The organism is Pseudoalteromonas sp. S1650, assembly GCF_005887195.1.
In the GTDB taxonomy this organism is placed as follows: Bacteria; Pseudomonadota; Gammaproteobacteria; order Enterobacterales; family Alteromonadaceae; genus Pseudoalteromonas; species Pseudoalteromonas simplex.
The window spans coordinates 63,152-79,324 of record NZ_PNDF01000020.1; the positions used below are offsets into that span (position 1 = coordinate 63,152).

13 protein-coding genes are annotated in these 16,173 nt (G+C 41.5%); 8 read left to right on the top strand and 5 right to left on the bottom strand.

Annotated features, from left to right (window positions below; all coding sequences use genetic code 11):
• Nucleotides 1–13 precede the first annotated feature (13 nt).
• The gene (locus CWB80_RS06565) at nt 14–1,222 is read right to left on the bottom strand and encodes a cyclic di-GMP phosphodiesterase (protein WP_138599684.1); all 1,209 of its coding nucleotides are present in this window, start codon (nt 1,220–1,222) and stop codon (nt 14–16) included.
• Between the two features lie 152 nt (nt 1,223–1,374).
• Nucleotides 1,375–5,178 carry a bifunctional proline dehydrogenase/L-glutamate gamma-semialdehyde dehydrogenase PutA gene (putA, locus tag CWB80_RS06570; RefSeq protein ID WP_138599685.1) on the bottom strand — a complete coding sequence of 1,268 codons (3,804 nt, stop codon included), beginning with the start codon at nt 5,176–5,178 and terminating at the stop codon, nt 1,375–1,377.
• A gap of 166 nt (nt 5,179–5,344) precedes the next feature.
• On the opposite strand from putA, the gene CWB80_RS06575 reads away from it, so the two are divergent.
• Nucleotides 5,345–5,827 carry a winged helix-turn-helix transcriptional regulator gene (locus tag CWB80_RS06575; RefSeq protein WP_054551119.1) on the top strand — a complete coding sequence of 161 codons (483 nt, stop codon included), beginning with the start codon at nt 5,345–5,347 and terminating at the stop codon, nt 5,825–5,827.
• Nucleotides 5,828–5,899: 72 nt separating this feature from the next.
• Here the strand turns inward: CWB80_RS06575 and CWB80_RS06580 are convergent, their stop codons facing one another.
• Nucleotides 5,900–6,427, bottom strand: a complete 528-nt coding sequence (locus CWB80_RS06580; RefSeq protein WP_054551120.1) for a TetR/AcrR family transcriptional regulator — start codon at nt 6,425–6,427, stop codon at nt 5,900–5,902.
• Between the two features lie 120 nt (nt 6,428–6,547).
• On the opposite strand from CWB80_RS06580, the gene CWB80_RS06585 reads away from it, so the two are divergent.
• On the top strand, nt 6,548–6,748 hold the full coding sequence (locus CWB80_RS06585; RefSeq protein WP_054551121.1) for a hypothetical protein: 201 nt from the start codon (nt 6,548–6,550) through the stop codon (nt 6,746–6,748).
• Nucleotides 6,749–6,822: 74 nt separating this feature from the next.
• Here the strand turns inward: CWB80_RS06585 and CWB80_RS06590 are convergent, their stop codons facing one another.
• A complete protein-coding gene (locus tag CWB80_RS06590) occupies nt 6,823–7,422 on the bottom strand; it encodes a TIGR04211 family SH3 domain-containing protein (RefSeq protein ID WP_054551122.1) in 600 nt (199 codons plus the stop codon).
• A 213-nt stretch (nt 7,423–7,635) separates the two neighbouring features.
• Here CWB80_RS06590 and CWB80_RS06595 point away from each other — a divergent pair, with 213 nt between their 5' ends.
• Both CWB80_RS06595 and CWB80_RS06600 read left to right on the top strand, forming a co-directional pair.
• Nucleotides 7,636–9,156 carry a CYTH and CHAD domain-containing protein gene (locus CWB80_RS06595; protein ID WP_054551123.1) on the top strand — a complete coding sequence of 507 codons (1,521 nt, stop codon included), beginning with the start codon at nt 7,636–7,638 and terminating at the stop codon, nt 9,154–9,156.
• A gap of 37 nt (nt 9,157–9,193) precedes the next feature.
• A complete protein-coding gene (locus tag CWB80_RS06600) occupies nt 9,194–9,805 on the top strand; it encodes an START domain-containing protein (RefSeq protein WP_171041494.1) in 612 nt (203 codons plus the stop codon).
• A 42-nt stretch (nt 9,806–9,847) separates the two neighbouring features.
• Here the strand turns inward: CWB80_RS06600 and metK are convergent, their stop codons facing one another.
• Complete coding sequence (gene metK / locus CWB80_RS06605) at nt 9,848–10,999, bottom strand: methionine adenosyltransferase (RefSeq protein WP_054551125.1); 1,152 nt, start codon at nt 10,997–10,999, stop codon at nt 9,848–9,850.
• A gap of 266 nt (nt 11,000–11,265) precedes the next feature.
• Between metK and tkt the strand changes: the two genes are divergently transcribed.
• The 4 genes from tkt to hpf all read left to right on the top strand — a co-directional run bounded on the left by tkt (nt 11,266) and on the right by hpf (nt 15,902).
• Complete coding sequence (gene tkt, locus CWB80_RS06610; protein WP_138599687.1) at nt 11,266–13,257, top strand: transketolase; 1,992 nt, start codon at nt 11,266–11,268, stop codon at nt 13,255–13,257.
• A gap of 441 nt (nt 13,258–13,698) precedes the next feature.
• Nucleotides 13,699–14,349 (top strand): hypothetical protein, encoded by a 651-nt coding sequence (locus tag CWB80_RS06615; RefSeq protein WP_138599688.1) that lies wholly within the window; start codon nt 13,699–13,701, stop codon nt 14,347–14,349.
• A gap of 702 nt (nt 14,350–15,051) precedes the next feature.
• The gene (gene ppnP / locus CWB80_RS06625; protein WP_054551131.1) at nt 15,052–15,363 is read left to right on the top strand and encodes a pyrimidine/purine nucleoside phosphorylase; all 312 of its coding nucleotides are present in this window, start codon (nt 15,052–15,054) and stop codon (nt 15,361–15,363) included.
• Between the two features lie 182 nt (nt 15,364–15,545).
• Complete coding sequence (gene hpf, locus CWB80_RS06630) at nt 15,546–15,902, top strand: ribosome hibernation-promoting factor, HPF/YfiA family (protein ID WP_054551132.1); 357 nt, start codon at nt 15,546–15,548, stop codon at nt 15,900–15,902.
• Nucleotides 15,903–16,173: the final 271 nt, after the last annotated feature.

Here is a 16,173-nt window from a genome sequence, read left to right on the forward strand (position 1 = left end):
TGAGCTTAAGGGATTAAGGTAAAATTGAGTTCTTAAAAAAGCGGATCAGGTCGATGTTGAACTCAGTCGGCCTGACGGCGGCTTCTAAACTGTCGTGACAGCGACTATTTGCTAAGTTTATATCCTGTATTTCGGTATAGCGTGCATGTTTAGCGTTATAGAACACTTTAACTTGAGGTTTTAAAGGGCTAGTAGGGTTACTGTGAGTGACCACACCTAATTTTTGGCTTTCAAGTTTCACTAAGGTGCCGACTGGGTGAACACCGATGCACTGAATAAACTTAGTGACTAGGTCTCCGTCAAAGCTATCTGGACAGCCGTCTTTTAATATTTTAAATGCCTTAATTGGCTCCATACCAGCTTTATAGACCCGCTCTGCGGTTAATGCATCATAAACATCAACAATCGAAGCCATACGTACGTACAAGCTAATCTCTTCAGCACTTTTACCAAATGGGTAGCCACTGCCGTCTAAGCGTTCGTGATGGAAGCCAGCTATATCAACAGCAATTCCACTCAAGCCTGCTTGTTCTAAAATTTCTTTACTAAAACGAGCATGGTCTTGAATAGTTTGGTATTCGGCATCGGTTAATTTGCCGGGTTTATTGAGTATTTCATCGGGAATATTTATTTTTCCAATATCGTGCAGTAAAGCACCGGTCGCAAGCTCCTCAATAATGGTTTTTTCGATACCTAAGTGTTTAGCAAAGATACTAATTAAAATCGAAACATTGATTGAATGTTCAAGTAGATAAGCATCTTTGTCACGCATACGGGTGATACAAGCAAGCGCATCTTGGTTACGAAAAACCGAGTCAATAAATCCAGTCGCGAGCTCTTGAAAAGGGGCAATATCAATTTTGTTGCCATTACGAATATCGTCAAAGGCTTTACTTTGTAATGATCTTGCTTCGTTATATAAGTTATTGGCTTTAGTCATTTCTGCTGACACACTGTGAGTGGTGTGCCAAGGATCGAAAGCGGCAACGTCTCCTACTGGTTGGGGATTGTGTTGCTGCTCAACCACTTTATTGTCACTGTCTAAGGTTAGTGTTTTGTCTGGATCGATCGCAATTTCTAATATGCCAGCTTTGATCAGCTTGTCTATACTTCCCTGTGTTTTAACCCAACCTTGGTTTTTTATACGGATCTTGCCTGTTTGTTTTGTCACGCTCTGTACAAACATGCCCGGCTTAAGTTGATTGATAGGAAGTGTTTTCAAGACCTTTACTTCTAAACGACTACAATAATATAAAATTAGCAGAAAGTTCGTGCATCAGTAAATAATAATAGTAAAAAGGAGGGGTTTTTATGGCTGTAAACAAAAAGCCCTCGACTAGCGAGGGCTTTCTCATTTAGTTATTGCAATACAACTTACTCGTCGTCTTCAACCAAGGTCATTAGTGATGTGTTACCACCTGATGCGGTTGTATCAACGCTGATTGTTTTCTCAGTCAGTAAGCGCTTGATTAGCGTATCGTAGTACTCAGAGCTGATCACTGGCAGGATTGCACCTTTACGTTGTGCTAGCTGCTGGCTAAAGTAGCCTAAACGTGATGAACGAGCTGCAACAACCGCACCTGCAAGGTGAGGGTGCGCTAAGATAGCTTGTAACTGATTAGGTTTAGCAACTTGGAATACACCTTCAGCGATACCTGTTGAGATAAACTTGTCTCTGAATGCAACCGCTTCGTCAAAGAATAACTCAGAAGCAACCGTGATTACCGTGTTACCAGCAGCAAGTGCTGTGATAACCGAAATTGCCCAGAAGTTAAATGACGTACTCTTATCTGCATAACAAACCACACAACCACGAGGCTCTAAGTGAAGTGTGTTTGACTCACCCGTTGGCCCAGGCAACACAGTGTGTTTACGCATGTGTTTTTCAAGACGGTTAAGTTGCGCACGTGCATCAGCTAGCGTTAATGCTAAGTCATCGGCAAGCTCGTCAATAATTTCTACAGTCGCTACTTTTGCAAGTAATTGACGTACAGCAGAAACTCGGTCATTTAGTGGTGTCGCACGCCAGATCTTCTCATCGCGTAATGAGTTATCCATTAGCTTAGCAACTTGCTCAGCTGCACCTGAATAGTGGTGAGTATCTAACTCATCAGGTGTTAGGTTAGTCATTTGTACGTTATCTGGTGATGCTTTTTCTTTCACTAGACGTTGTAGGTAGTTAGGGCCACCCGCTTTAGGACCAGTACCAGATAAACCACGGCCACCGAAAGGTTGTACGCCAACAATCGCACCGATCATATTACGGTTGATGTAAACGTTTCCTGCACGTGACATTTTCGCTAGGTATTCACAGCGCTCTTCGATACGTGAATGCACACCCATCGTTAAGCCAAAGCCCGTGCCATTGATTTGGTCAATCACGTTATCAAGCTCTGTGCCTTTAAAGCGGATGATATGTACACAAGGACCAAATACTTCGCGCTTAAGTACAGATAAATCTTTGATTTCGTATAAACGAGGCGCAAAGAAGTAAGCACCATTTTCACTGTTATCAGGAATAGCACACTCATAGTGAAGTGTTGCATTACCTTTTAAGTATTCAACGTGGTCACTTAAGTTTTTAAGTGCTTTTTCGTCGATAACCGGGCCGATATCAGTTGAAAGTAATGAAGGGTCGCCAACGTGAAGTTCTTTTAAAGCGCCTTTGATCATCTCAATGATGCCATCAGCAACGTCTTCTTGTAAGAATAATACACGTAGTGCAGAACAGCGTTGACCAGCACTTTGGAAACCTGAACTGATTACATCATCAACAACTTGCTCTGGTAGAGCAGTTGAGTCAACGATCATACAGTTTTGACCACCCGTTTCAGCAATAAGCGGTACTTGAATATCATTACGCGCAGCCAATGTTTGCGAAATAACAGTACCGGTTTCTGTAGAACCTGTGAACATAACAGCTTGAATACGCTCATCAGGAACGATTGTTTTACCTACTTCGCTACCACGAGCAATAACAGGTTGTACAACGTGCTCTGGTAAGCCAACAGATAGCATAAGTTCAATGGTACGAAGTGCAATTAAGCTTGTTTGCTCAGCAGGTTTAGCAATAACTGTGTTACCTGTCACGATTGCCGCAGCAACTTGACCTAGGAAGATTGCAAGTGGGAAGTTCCATGGGCTGATACATAAGATCACACCACGTGCTTCAAAACGCTCGTCTTCAGAAAGTTCCTCTGCGCGTGCAGCGTAGTAGCGGCAGAAATCCACTGCTTCACGAACTTCATCGATACCATCTTGAGTTACTTTACCCGCTTCTTTGATACACAGTGCCACTAACTCATCGTGGTGACGCTCTAAGATATCAGCAACACGGCGTAATAGGTTTGCGCGCTCTTTTACTGGCGTTTGTGACCATGACTCAAATGCTTTTTCTGCATTTTCTAAAAGTGCAGTCATTTCGTCTGAAGATTGTAGCTTCACATGACCAATGATTTCTTTGTGATTCGCAGGGTTCTTCACCGGAAGAGAGCCTTCTGGCACATCGCTTAATTCAATGCGGTGCTCAGCAAACCAGGTATCAAGGTTTTCTTTAAATGGTGTGATTACGTTGATATCAGTTAAGTCCATGCCTTTTGAATTAGCACGTTCTTCACCGTATAAATCAATTGGCATCTTAATTTGCGTGTTGTACTTGTTACGTAAACCTTGCAGTGTTTCTACAGGGTCAGGTAACAGTGATTCAACAGGCTTAGTGGTATCAACAATCGCATTTACGAATGATGAGTTAGCACCGTTTTCTAATAAACGACGTACTAAGTAGGCAAGTAAGTCTTCATGTTGACCTACAGGCGCGTAAACACGACATTGAATTTTTTCTTGGCTTACGATTTGATCGAATAACGACTCACCCATACCGTGTAGGCGTTGGAATTCAAAACCTTCGTTATCACCTTTTGCAACTTCTAAAATAGTTGCCGCAGTGTAGGCGTTGTGTGTAGCAAATTGCGGGTACAGTACATCACGTGCTTCAAGTAGTTTAATAGCACAGGCTTTGTAAGAAACGTCTGTGGTCGCTTTACGCGTGAATACAGGGTAGTGATCTAAACCATCTTGTTGAGTGGTTTTGATTTCTGTATCCCAGTATGCGCCTTTTACTAGACGAACCATTAGTTTACGACCAACGCGACGAGCTAGTTCTGCAACCCATTCAACGACAAAAATAGCGCGTTTTTGGTATGCTTGAACGGCTAAACCAAAGCCGTTCCAGTTACCTAAATCGTCATCACTGAATACCGCTTCAATAACATCTAAAGAGATATCTAAGCGGTCAGCTTCTTCAGCATCAACAGTAAAGCCGATATCGTAGCTTTTCGCTGCAAGCGCAAGTTCTTTTAACTTAGGTACGATTTCAGCAATAACACGTTCACGATGTGTGAACTCATAGCGTGGGTGAATCGCAGAAATTTTAACTGAGATACCAGGGCTCTTGATTGGACCACGGCCATTTGCTGCTTTACCAATTGCATGGATAGCTGTCATGTAGCTGTTGAAGTAACGCTCTGCATCTTTCATTGTGCGTGCGCCTTCACCTAGCATATCGTATGAGTATACGTAGCCTTTTTGCTCTTTATCGGCTGCACGTTCAATCGCTTCGTTGATAGTACGACCCATAACGAATTGTTTACCCATGATCTTCATCGCGAAGTTCACAGATTTACGAATAACAGGCTCACCTAAACGACCAATTGTTTTTTTAAGAACACCGAATTGCTGCTCTTTTGATTTGTCGCTGTAGTTAACCATTTTACCGGTTACTAACAGACCCCAAGAAGAGGCGTTTACAAATAAAGAATCGCTGCTACCTAAATGCGAGCTCCAGTCACCTTTAGCAAGTTTGTCACGAATTAGTGACTCTTGCGTTGCTTTATCTGGAACACGTAATAGTGCTTCTGCAAGACACATTAATACAACGCCTTCTTCACTCGAAAGTGAGAATTCATTTAGTAATGCATCTACACCGCTTTGACCATCCTGATCGCGACGGATATTTAAAACCATTTGACGAGCACGTTCCCACGCTCGGCTACGCGCTTTCACGCCTACTTCAGCCAAAGGCAAAATATGATCAATAACCGCATTTTCGTCAATACGGTAGAAATCACGGATCTTTTGTCTAATTGGACATTCAGTTGTCAAATCGCCATTAAATAGCATATGTAACCCTCTGGTATGTGGAGTCTAGAAATGAACTTATTGCATTTCTTACCATTGATATAATTCGTGCATTCTAATTAAAATCCAGCAGAATATGCTGGTTAAATTTTTCGATTTACGATAATTTACAGGGCATACCGTTAACTTAGCCGCATAAAATTCTGTTATGACCAGTCCGAATAGATTACGCATGTTAGATCGCATCGATTTAGCAATTTTAGACGCTCTGCAAAAAAATGGCAGAATATCGAACGTAAACCTCGCAAAACAGGTAAATCTGAGCCCAAGCCCGTGTCTAGATCGTGTAAAACGTTTAGAGCAAGAAGGCTACATCGAAGGCTATTACGCAAAGCTTAGCGAAGCTAAACTTAACCAGAGCTTGTTAGCACATGTACAGGTCTCGTTGGTGACCTCGAATACATCAGTATTTAAAGTGTTTCGCGAATATATATTGAATATTCCACAAGTGGTTGAATGCGACATGGTCGCTGGTGGCTATGACTACCTATTAAAAGTACGGGTCTCAGATATGGATGAGTATCGCCAAGTACTGGGTGATTTAGTAGATATTCCCGGAGTGGGTACGCATCACACCTATATGGTGATCGAAAAAATAAAACAGGACACAGGCCTTAGATTCGATATTTAACGTAAGGAAACCGAGTGGTTTCCTATCTTTCTGTCGCACTGAACGAACGGCGCTACAGTTTATACAACTAACCTAATTGATATTAATTTTTGATAGTTTTGCTTTGAGTGTTGCCAGCATCGAATCGACAGAACTGTCTTCCTGATTAAGCCCTTCCATGAGCGTCATAAAATAAATGTCAATAATGATATCTGCATCTAAAGCGGTTGCTTCATTGTCATTGATCAGGCGCTTTTTGAATGCTTTAAGCTGCGGTTCAAGCTCGTTCTGTTGCCACATAATTTCTTTAAATAACTCTCGGCTAAACTCCTTTTTTGCAAGGTAAAACTCATAAAGAAAACAAGCGTAATGGTACATTCTATCTGTCGCTGTAGTACTCGAATCTGAGTGTTTAGCGCGGCTTAGAATATCTTCTAGTTCACTCTCAAAACTGTATTTAAGAATCTCAACTTTAGTCGCAAAGTGACTAAATACTGTGCCATTGGCGACATTAGCTGCTCTTGCAATATCTCGTGTGCTGGTCTGGTGGTAGCCGAGCTCTGAAAAAAGCTGCCATGAGGCTGTAAGTATCTGTTGTTTTGTTTGCTCTTTTTTGGTCACTGAACACTCCAATTTTTATGCTATTTAACCAGAAATTAAAAAAAACTCAATCAAAGGTGTTGTAAATTGAGCGTGCTCAATATTAAAATGAGCGCGCTCAATTAAATGGATGGTTGCACTATGAATAAATTAAAACGCTTAATTGGTTATGTATTATTCGTACCTGGTATTTGCTTTTATAGCTTTATCTTAGGCCCTCTGCTTATTGCAGTGCTATTGCCTGGAGGCTTGATATTGTTATTGCTTATCTTAGGTTACAAAGAGGGGTTTTTAGTGTTAAAGCAAGAAGTGTTTAATACTCTTAGACAAAAATGCTCTTGAGTAAAAAGTGGATAAGTTTAAAAAATAAACCCTGCAAAATGCAGGGTTTATTTTTGTCAAAATGAGGAGGAGGTTTATGCCCAGCCGTCGTAACGTTTACGACGAGATAACACCACGGTTAGGATAATACCAAGTAGTAAGCCGATGAACGCAATTGCGCCGCCATAAGTTAATAACTGACGTTTCTCTTTGGCACTGGCTGTTTGCTTAGCGTTACGCTCAGACTCAATGGTACTTTTAAGTGCTTCAATTTGCTTGCTAAGCGCTAGGTTTTGCTCTGTTAGTGATTTGTTCTGCTCTTGTAGTTGTGGTAGTTCAATTTCAGCTTGACGAAGCTGTTCTTGCATTACCGTCATGTCGTTATTCAGCGCTTGAAACTGTTGTTGAATACCTGCGTTTTCAGTAACAAATTTTGACTCTACCCAACCTTCACGATCTTTATCATCACGAATTTTAAAGTAGCCATTATCTTCACCCGACAATAACACTATTTGTGTACCTGCATCGACTGAACCTAAAATGCGGTAGTTTTTGCTTGGACCTGAGTGCATAAAGGTGTACAGGTTATCGACTATGTAGGCGGTGTTTTGGCTGTCGCTGCTTGGTGCTTCTTCTGCGTAGCTAATAAAAGAGGTGGCCGCAAGGAGCAACCCAAAAATACACTGTTTTAACATCAATCTACCTTGTTAATGTGATCTTGCCTAGAAGTGGCTAAATTTATAATTTCTTTATGTATAGAGATAGTAGGGATTTCAACTATTAATAGCAAGGCTGATATTGTAATCCGTGCGTGGGCTTAACCGCAAAAAACAGGAAAAAATTTGCATTAACAGTCTGCTTTGTTTATTTTGATCACTTATTTATTTTAAATGTACTCCGCAAAGCGAATGGATACTGAGATAGAACTGAAGTTTTTGGTGTCAGATGCCGTTGTTCCACTGATCCCCGCATTAATTACCCAATTTGCAAAAACCGTTACCAATAAACCGTCACGCAATTTACAAAATGCTTATTACGATACGCCAAGCCGAGAATTACGCGCTTTAGATATTGGCCTTCGTACTCGCTGTTGTGATGGTGAGTGTGAGCAAACCATCAAGCTTGCTGGCGAAGTGGTGGGCGGCTTACATCAGCGCCCTGAATACAATTTGCCACTGTCAGGTAATCGCCCTGATTTACTTGCATTTGATGCTGCTATTTGGCCGCATGGTATGCAAGTGCCTGCCATCGCAGAAAACCTATACCCAATTTTTAGCACTAACTTTATACGCCGTACTTGGTTACTCGAAACCGAAAATGGCGCAAAAATTGAAGTGGTATTAGATAAAGGTGAAGTGGCTGCATCGGGCCAAGTTGAGCCAATCTCTGAACTTGAAATCGAACTGATTGAAGGTAGTCGCAATGAGTTGTTTGCTTTGGCAGATAAACTGGTAAGTGAAAGCCATGTTCGCTTAGGGCTTTATTCTAAAGCTGCTCGAGGTTATCGTCTTGCAGATGACAAACCATTAAAAGCAAGCAAATCAATTGGCTTTGTGCCACTAAAACGTGGTGCAACCCAAGAACAAGCCTTAGTAGAAAGCATTAACTACGCGATTCGCTTTGTACAAAAACATGAAGCCTGCTACTTCATAAAACCAAGCTTAAAAACCCTTAAGCGTGTCACCGACGGTATTCGTTTAATTCGCCATACATTTTGGCTGTTTGACGATATTGTTAGTAAAGACGATACCGACTCATTACGTACAGAATTAAAGTGGTTATTAAGCGAATTAGCATGGGTTGAAAATGCTATTCAGCTAAAAACCTACACATCTAAGCGCCACGCGTACTACAAAAAAATCAACAGTGCGCCTGAGCTCACTCAAGTTATTAATGACTTAAAAGAGTTGCAGCCAAGCATTGAAGATATCGAAAAACTTTTCCATAGCACCCGATACAATCGCTTATTATTACAATTAACAACCTGGTTGATTGAAAAACAATGGCGTAAGTCATGGGGGCAAACTGAGTTTCAAGCTGCTGAAAAACCTGTTGCCGATATTGCTAAGCGTTTATTTGCTAAAGATTGGCACGATATGCACGAACTTATTCCTGAGCAGCAAGTGTTTACAGATAAAGACTATTTGGCACTGCGCACCCGCCTTGAAAACTCATTACTCAGCGGCAACTGCTTAGGCGCTTTGTTCGATAAAGAAGATCGAAACGAGTTTCGTATGCCGTGGGTTGATATCTCTCATGGTATTTATGAGTTAAGCACCCTTGAGTACTTAAAGCAGTTATGTGCAGGGCAAGACGACTTAGAGCTAACAAAAATTCAATCATGGCTTGATCAAAAGTCAGAGTTTTTGGTCAGTGCAATGGAGCAAAGTCGCCACGCGTCATTTAATACAGACCCTTATTGGTTTTAAATAAATGCGCTTGTGCCTATGGGTAGGGTTAGCATGTTTGAGTCTCTCGGCAGTGGCTAACCCTATTGAATGGCAAACCTACAAACAGCAAGACGATATAAAGGTTAGCTATAAAAAGCACGAAACTGGCATTATAGAAATTAATGCTTCTGTGCTGGTAAAAAATGCTAAGGCCAGTGACTTTATGGCGCTGTTAAGTGATACCGACAACGCGCCCAATTGGCTCGAAAATGTTAAAAGCGTGACTTTAATGGAGCGCTTAAGCCCCTCAGAAACCCTTGTTTACACTCACTTTAACTCGCCTTGGCCGGTGTTAGATCGCGATTTGGTGAGTTACTCTTGTTATCATGCCTTAGGTGAACATAAAACAGAGCTAAAAATTATCAGTCAGCCATACGCTAAAGCAGAAGTCTCTGGGGTTGTGCGTATTAAAGAGCTCAGGGCTTATTGGCGTTTAGAAGAGCAGCAAAGTAATTTATTGGTAAGCCATCAGGCCTATGCTGATCCGGGTGGCTCAATCCCGCATTGGTTGAGCAATAAGGTATCGCTAAAGAGCGTTTATAAAACGCTACAAGCACTGACAGAGCAATTAACCAATAATCAGTTCTCGCGAGATAACTTAATAAGTCAGTTAGGTTCGTGTTCATAAAAAAAAGCGCCAAAAGGCGCTTTTTTCATTTTATCTAACCTATTACAGGCCAGCAGCTGCGCGAAGTGCGTCTGCTTTGTCTGTACGCTCCCAAGGGAACTCATCACGACCGAAGTGACCATAAGCCGCAGTCGGTTGATAGATAGGACGCTCAAGATCAAGCATTTGGATTAAGCCGTAAGGGCGTAGGTCGAAGTGCTCACGTACTAATTCGATTAGACGCGCTTCTTCTAATTTACCTGTACCAAATGTCTCGATGCTGATAGATGTTGGCTCTGCAACACCGATAGCGTAAGAAACTTGTAGCTCACATTTGTCAGCAAGGCCTGCAGCAACCACGTTTTTAGCAACGTAACGAGCAGCATATGCAGCTGAACGGTCAACTTTTGATGGATCTTTACCTGAGAAAGCACCACCACCGTGACGAGCCATACCACCGTATGTATCAACGATGATTTTACGACCTGTAAGACCACAGTCACCCATTGGGCCACCGATAACGAAACGGCCAGTTGGGTTGATGAAGAACTTAGTTGCGCTTGAGATTAGCTCAGCAGGAAGAACCGGCTTAATGATCGTTTCCATTACCGCTTCAACTAAGTCGTTTTGTGAGATTGAATCACAGTGTTGAGTTGAAAGAACAACTGCATCAATACCAACAGGCTTGCCATTTTCGTATGCAAACGTTACTTGAGATTTTGCATCTGGGCGTAACCAGTTAAGCTCACCGCTTTTACGAACTTCAGCTTGGCGCTGAACTAGACGGTGCGAATAAGTGATTGGTGCAGGCATTAAAACGTCAGTTTCATTACATGCGTAACCGAACATTAGACCTTGGTCACCAGCGCCTTGCTCTTCAGGGCGAGCACGGTCAACACCTTGGTTGATGTCTGGAGATTGTTTACCGATAGTGTTTAGGATTGCACAAGAGTCAGCATCGAAACCCATGTCTGAGTGCGTGTAACCGATTTCACGTACTGTTTTACGTGTGATTTCTTCGATATCAACCCAAGCGCTAGTTGTGATTTCACCACCAACCATCACCATGCCAGTTTTAACGTAAGTCTCACATGCAACACGGGCATGAGAATCTTGCTCTAAGATAGCATCTAGAACCGCGTCAGAGATTTGGTCCGCGATTTTATCCGGATGACCTTCAGAAACAGATTCAGAAGTAAATAAATGTTTTGCCATTGTATTTCTGCTCACAAATATTGCGCTTCACAAACGTCGGTAATAGCGCTAAAAAATTAAGGGGCGTATTTTATCTAAAACAAATATGTTTGCATAGTAATTTTACGCCTAGACGTCCATTTAAAATTAGTAATAACGTATTGTTCTTAACAAACGCCCATAAATGGTGCATTTAATGCGGATTTTTAATTGCACTGTACCCTTACAATAAGTAAGAATGGGGCTTCATAAACAACCAGCGCAAATACATAAAGGTAGGAGAATTCATGCCATCACGCAAAGAACTTGCAAATGCTATTCGCGTCTTATCAATGGACGCAGTACAACAGGCCAAATCTGGTCACCCTGGCGCCCCTATGGGCATGGCAGATATCGCAGAAGTACTATGGCGCGATTATCTAAAGCACAATCCAACGAATCCAGAGTGGGCAGACCGAGATCGATTTATTCTTTCGAATGGCCACGGTTCAATGCTGATCTATTCTCTACTGCACTTAAGTGGCTATGACTTACCACTAGAGGAAATTAAAAACTTCCGTCAAATGCACTCAAAAACACCGGGTCACCCAGAGTATGGATATGCACCAGGTATTGAGACTACTACGGGTCCATTAGGTCAAGGGATCACAAATGCAGTGGGCATGGCAATTGCCGAAAAAGCGCTAGCTGCACAGTTTAACCGTGAAGGCCACGATATTGTTGATCACTTCACGTATGCATTCATGGGTGATGGCTGCTTAATGGAAGGTATTTCACACGAAGCCTGTTCATTAGCCGGTACATTAGGCCTAGGTAAACTAGTTGCGTTTTGGGATGACAACGGCATCTCAATTGATGGTGAAGTAGAAGATTGGTTCAGCGATGACACACCAGCGCGCTTCAAAGCATACGGCTGGCACGTAGTTAGCGATGTTGATGGTCATAACCCTGATGCAATTCGCGCCGCTATCGAAGAAGCGCGTAGCATTACTGATAAGCCATCATTAATCTGTTGTAAAACAGTGATTGGTTATGGTTCACCTAATAAATCAGGTAGCCATGATTGTCACGGTGCACCACTAGGTGAAGACGAAATTAAAGCATCTCGTGAGTTCCTTGGTTGGACTGGCGATGCATTCGAAATCCCAGCTGATATCTATAGCGAGTGGGATGGCAAAGAAAAAGGTAAGCAACTAGAAGCAAGCTGGGACGAAAAATTTGCAGCTTATGAAAGTGCATACCCTGAACTTGCTGTTGAGTTTAAGCGCCGTACAAACGGTGAGCTACCGGCAGATTGGGCTGAAAAGTCACAAGCTTACATCGAAGAGCTACAAGCAAATCCTGCAAACCCTGCAACACGTAAAGCATCACAAAATGCATTAAACGCGTTTGGTCCGTTACTACCAGAATTCATGGGTGGCTCTGCTGACCTTGCTGGTTCTAACTTAACACTTTGGGATGGCTCAAAAGGCCTAGAAGCTAACGATGCTAGCGGTAACTACATTTTCTACGGTGTACGTGAATTTGGTATGTCAGCGATTATGAATGGTATTGCACTACATAAAGGCTTTATTCCTTACGGTGCTACATTCTTAATGTTCATGGAATACGCACGTAACGCAGTACGTATGGCGGCATTAATGAAGCAGCCAAGCATCTTCGTATACACGCACGACTCAATTGGTCTAGGTGAAGATGGTCCAACGCACCAACCGGTAGAGCAGATCGCAAGCATGCGTTTAACGCCTAACCTAGTGAACTGGCGTCCATGTGACCAAGTTGAGTCAGCGATTGCATGGCAACAAGCTATTGAGCGTAAAGATGGCCCAACGTCACTCATTTTCACTCGTCAAGGCCTTGAGCAACAAGCGCGTACTGCACAACAGTTAGCCGATGTGAAAAAAGGTGGTTACGTACTTAGCTGTGACGGTGAGCCAGAGCTTATCCTTATTGCAACAGGTTCTGAAGTACAGCTTGCACAAGATGCCGCTGCAGAACTTCGTTCACAAGGTAAAAAAGTACGTGTGGTATCTATGCCTTCAACTGATTTATTTGATGAGCAAGACGCTGCGTATAAAGAAAGCGTACTACCAGCAAGCGTTACACGCCGTGTAGCAATCGAAGCGGGCATCGCAGACTACTGGTACAAATACGTAGGTCTAAATGGTGCAGTAGTCGGCATGACGACATTCGGTGAGTCAGCACCTGCAGGCGAGCTATTCAAGCACTTTGGTTTCACTGTTGAAAACATCGTAAACAAAGCAAACGCCTTGTTCTAAGCTTAAGCCGCTAAAATTTTAAAGCCCGCCCTGTATAGCACAGCGCGGGCTTTTTTGTTGGTAAGAGCTTGTAGGCATGAAACTTGTTTCGCGCGCTGTCGTTGTAGGTCGTGCTTTAGCACGTCTCCTGAACTGTCAGCCATAAGCTTTCAGCTGTCAGATCAAAATTATTTAAAGCACAGTGCCAAATAAAATCGTAGGAGGGAGCTTTAGCTCCGATTTTTTTGGTTCTTCAGCCCCGATTTTATTGGTATTTCACTCCCGATTTTATGGTATTCAAACAGCCTTGTTTATTTTTCTTTAAGAAGAAAAACTTAATAATAGTAATGTGTTAGATGATTTGTTAAAACTATAATAATGTAGAAAAATGAGCGTTAAGTTAGCAGAAATATGTGTGATTAACTCACTATAAGATGTTGCACTTCAAAAGGTAATTATAGAATGTTTTGGAAAAAGAAAAAAAAGTACATGTTTCCACATGACTATACCTCTTTCACTAAAAGGTTATTTTCGGTGTGTAACTTAGATCACTCAATCAATTTCATAGAAGTATGTAACCAAAATGGTGTCCAGCATTGTATAAAGCGTGAAGCTAAAATGTCAGAGCTTTTGGCAAATGAGAAAGGAGACTTATTCTTCGTAGGGTATTGCAAAGAGTTAAAACAAGATAGAATTTTTGAGTTATTGATGCGTGAATATGAGATTGATGGGTGTCTACAAGTAATTGATAATTGGTTTTTTAAAATTACAGGAAAAACAAAGTACTCATTTACTCAAGAGTGCCATAGAAGGTCAGCTAAACTTCAGTGGAAAGGGACGTGCAAACTTACATCTTTAATAGATGTTTGCGTAGTAACAGACAAAGGCTGCCTGATAGAAACTTGTGTAAGGAGGGAATTTGATGAACTTAATATTTATACTGACCTCGATGATGATTTCTATATTGAGTTTGTAGACTTGCTTAATGAAGAGAAAATAAGAACCTATCCAATGGCACTAAAATTTACTATAAAAGAAAAGACCTATACTTTTGAAGAGTGGTGTAAAAATATACTTGGTCTTGATATTTGGAGCTTTTTTCCTCCTGAGTAAAATGCTAGCAAAGTTGTAACAGAGGACAAAAAAATGGTTGGCTTTATTCGTGAATAACAAATTCTAGCCAACTATTTTTAGCCGCTTATTGGTGGCGCTATCATTGTCTATCGATAACTTAATGATTTATTTAACTCTTTACCCGCTAAAGCACAACCAACATTACTAGCTTCTTATGAGCAAAGGGTTTTCGACTGTTTTTTGAGTATTAGGTTTTTAAGGTTCAAATAAAGGAGTAAACAATTGCAAGTTACATTAAAAACTGGAAAGGAAATATTGGCTCAGCAATAATTTAGCAATTTATTAGGTGCGGAGCTTGAAAAGTTCGAAGCTGGTTATACTGAGTTACGTTTAGAAATTAAAGAAGAGCTAAAGCAAAATAATGGTTTTGTTCATGGTGGCGTGGTTAGTTACATGGCAGATAACTGTATAACATTTGCAGGTGCGTCAGTGCTAGGTGCCTGTGTCACATCAGTGGGGTTATGCTTTAGTTACTATATTTGACAAAAACAGAATTAAATTGTTTTTTGATCCTTTAACCTCTTATAGCGCTAAAGCACGACCTACCACAATTGCTCCTTCGGCTTAAAACTGACAGCTTACAGCTAGCCCGACTTGATTATTTCTCACCCAGCTCCCCTTGAATGCTAAACAGACAACTGGCACTGTCTGTAACTTAATAACAAAACAACAGGAGTGAGGATGTCTCAGTTTGATAATGTAAGTGTGCTGAAAAAAGCCAATGTGTATTTTGACGGTAAAGTGTCTAGCCGTACTGTGGTATTTGCTGATGGCAGCACGAAGACGTTAGGCTTTATGCAACCGGGTGAGTTTGAGTTTGCTACGAGTAAAAAAGAGTTGATGGAGCTTAACGGTGGCAGTTGGCAAGTGCTATTACCCGGTGAGAGCGAATGGCAAACGATGCAAGCTGGAGAGTCTTTTACGGTTGATGCAAATGTTACCTTTCTAGTAAAGGTCAGCGAGTTTGCTGACTACTGTTGTTCGTATAGTTAATGAACAGTTGTTAACCTTTCTGAAAAGCCCGTGTGATGCGGGCTTTTGCATATTTTATCCGCAACGCATGATCTAAATCATCTGTGGTTACAATCAATTACTAATTATCTGCAATTTTCGCTTGTGTTAATTCAATTCGCCCCCAATACTAACTGTGAGGTAACAAGAAAAAAGGATACCCTATGAAGATTAATATTTCTGGTCATCATGTTGACGTTACTGAGGCTGTTAGAGCTCATATCAACGAGAAGTTCTCGAAAATTGCTAGCCATTTTCCATCATTAATATCACTCGATATTATTCTTTCAAAAGAACATAATAAGTATCAGGCTGAGATTAGTACAACCTATGAAGGCGCACGTTTATCAGTAAAAGCTGAAGATGATGTGATGTACCCAGCTATCGCAGGTGCTGCAAAAAAACTCGATGCATCACTGAAACATCGTAAAGGGCAAATGAAAGCCAAACTACACGAAAAGCCGGTCAGTACAACACCGGAAATTGCCCACGAAATCATTCAGGAAATGAACCTGAGCTAATTACAGAGCACTAGCCTAAGCGGCTAGACTTAAAACTAAATCTGAAAAAGCCAACCGTTGCGAAACGCTTGGCTTTTTTGGTTTTAATATTTAACTATCAGCTATCAGTCGTTAGAAGTCAGATTTTAAAAACAACGGCTTGACACAAGTGGTAGGCAGTCTAGAGTTGCTAACTTGCTAACTTGCTAACTTGCTAACTTGCTAACTTGCTAACTTGCTAACTTGCTAACTTGCTAACTGGCTACAATGAAAAAAAGCAAAATACGAAACT

What these genes read in the sequence shown, in the direction of transcription:
- putA (WP_138599685.1), bottom strand. Translation starts at nt 5,178, where the DNA reads ATGCTATTTAATGGCGATTTGACAACTGAATGTCCAATTAGACAAAAG.
- CWB80_RS06575 (WP_054551119.1), top strand. Translation starts at nt 5,345, where the DNA reads ATGACCAGTCCGAATAGATTACGCATGTTAGATCGCATCGATTTAGCA.
- CWB80_RS06585 (WP_054551121.1), top strand. Translation starts at nt 6,548, where the DNA reads ATGAATAAATTAAAACGCTTAATTGGTTATGTATTATTCGTACCTGGT.
- CWB80_RS06590 (WP_054551122.1), bottom strand. Translation starts at nt 7,422, where the DNA reads ATGTTAAAACAGTGTATTTTTGGGTTGCTCCTTGCGGCCACCTCTTTT.
- CWB80_RS06595 (WP_054551123.1), top strand. Translation starts at nt 7,636, where the DNA reads ATGGATACTGAGATAGAACTGAAGTTTTTGGTGTCAGATGCCGTTGTT.
- metK (WP_054551125.1), bottom strand. Translation starts at nt 10,999, where the DNA reads ATGGCAAAACATTTATTTACTTCTGAATCTGTTTCTGAAGGTCATCCG.
- tkt (WP_138599687.1), top strand. Translation starts at nt 11,266, where the DNA reads ATGCCATCACGCAAAGAACTTGCAAATGCTATTCGCGTCTTATCAATG.
- CWB80_RS06615 (WP_138599688.1), top strand. Translation starts at nt 13,699, where the DNA reads ATGTTTTGGAAAAAGAAAAAAAAGTACATGTTTCCACATGACTATACC.
- ppnP (WP_054551131.1), top strand. Translation starts at nt 15,052, where the DNA reads ATGTCTCAGTTTGATAATGTAAGTGTGCTGAAAAAAGCCAATGTGTAT.
- hpf (WP_054551132.1), top strand. Translation starts at nt 15,546, where the DNA reads ATGAAGATTAATATTTCTGGTCATCATGTTGACGTTACTGAGGCTGTT.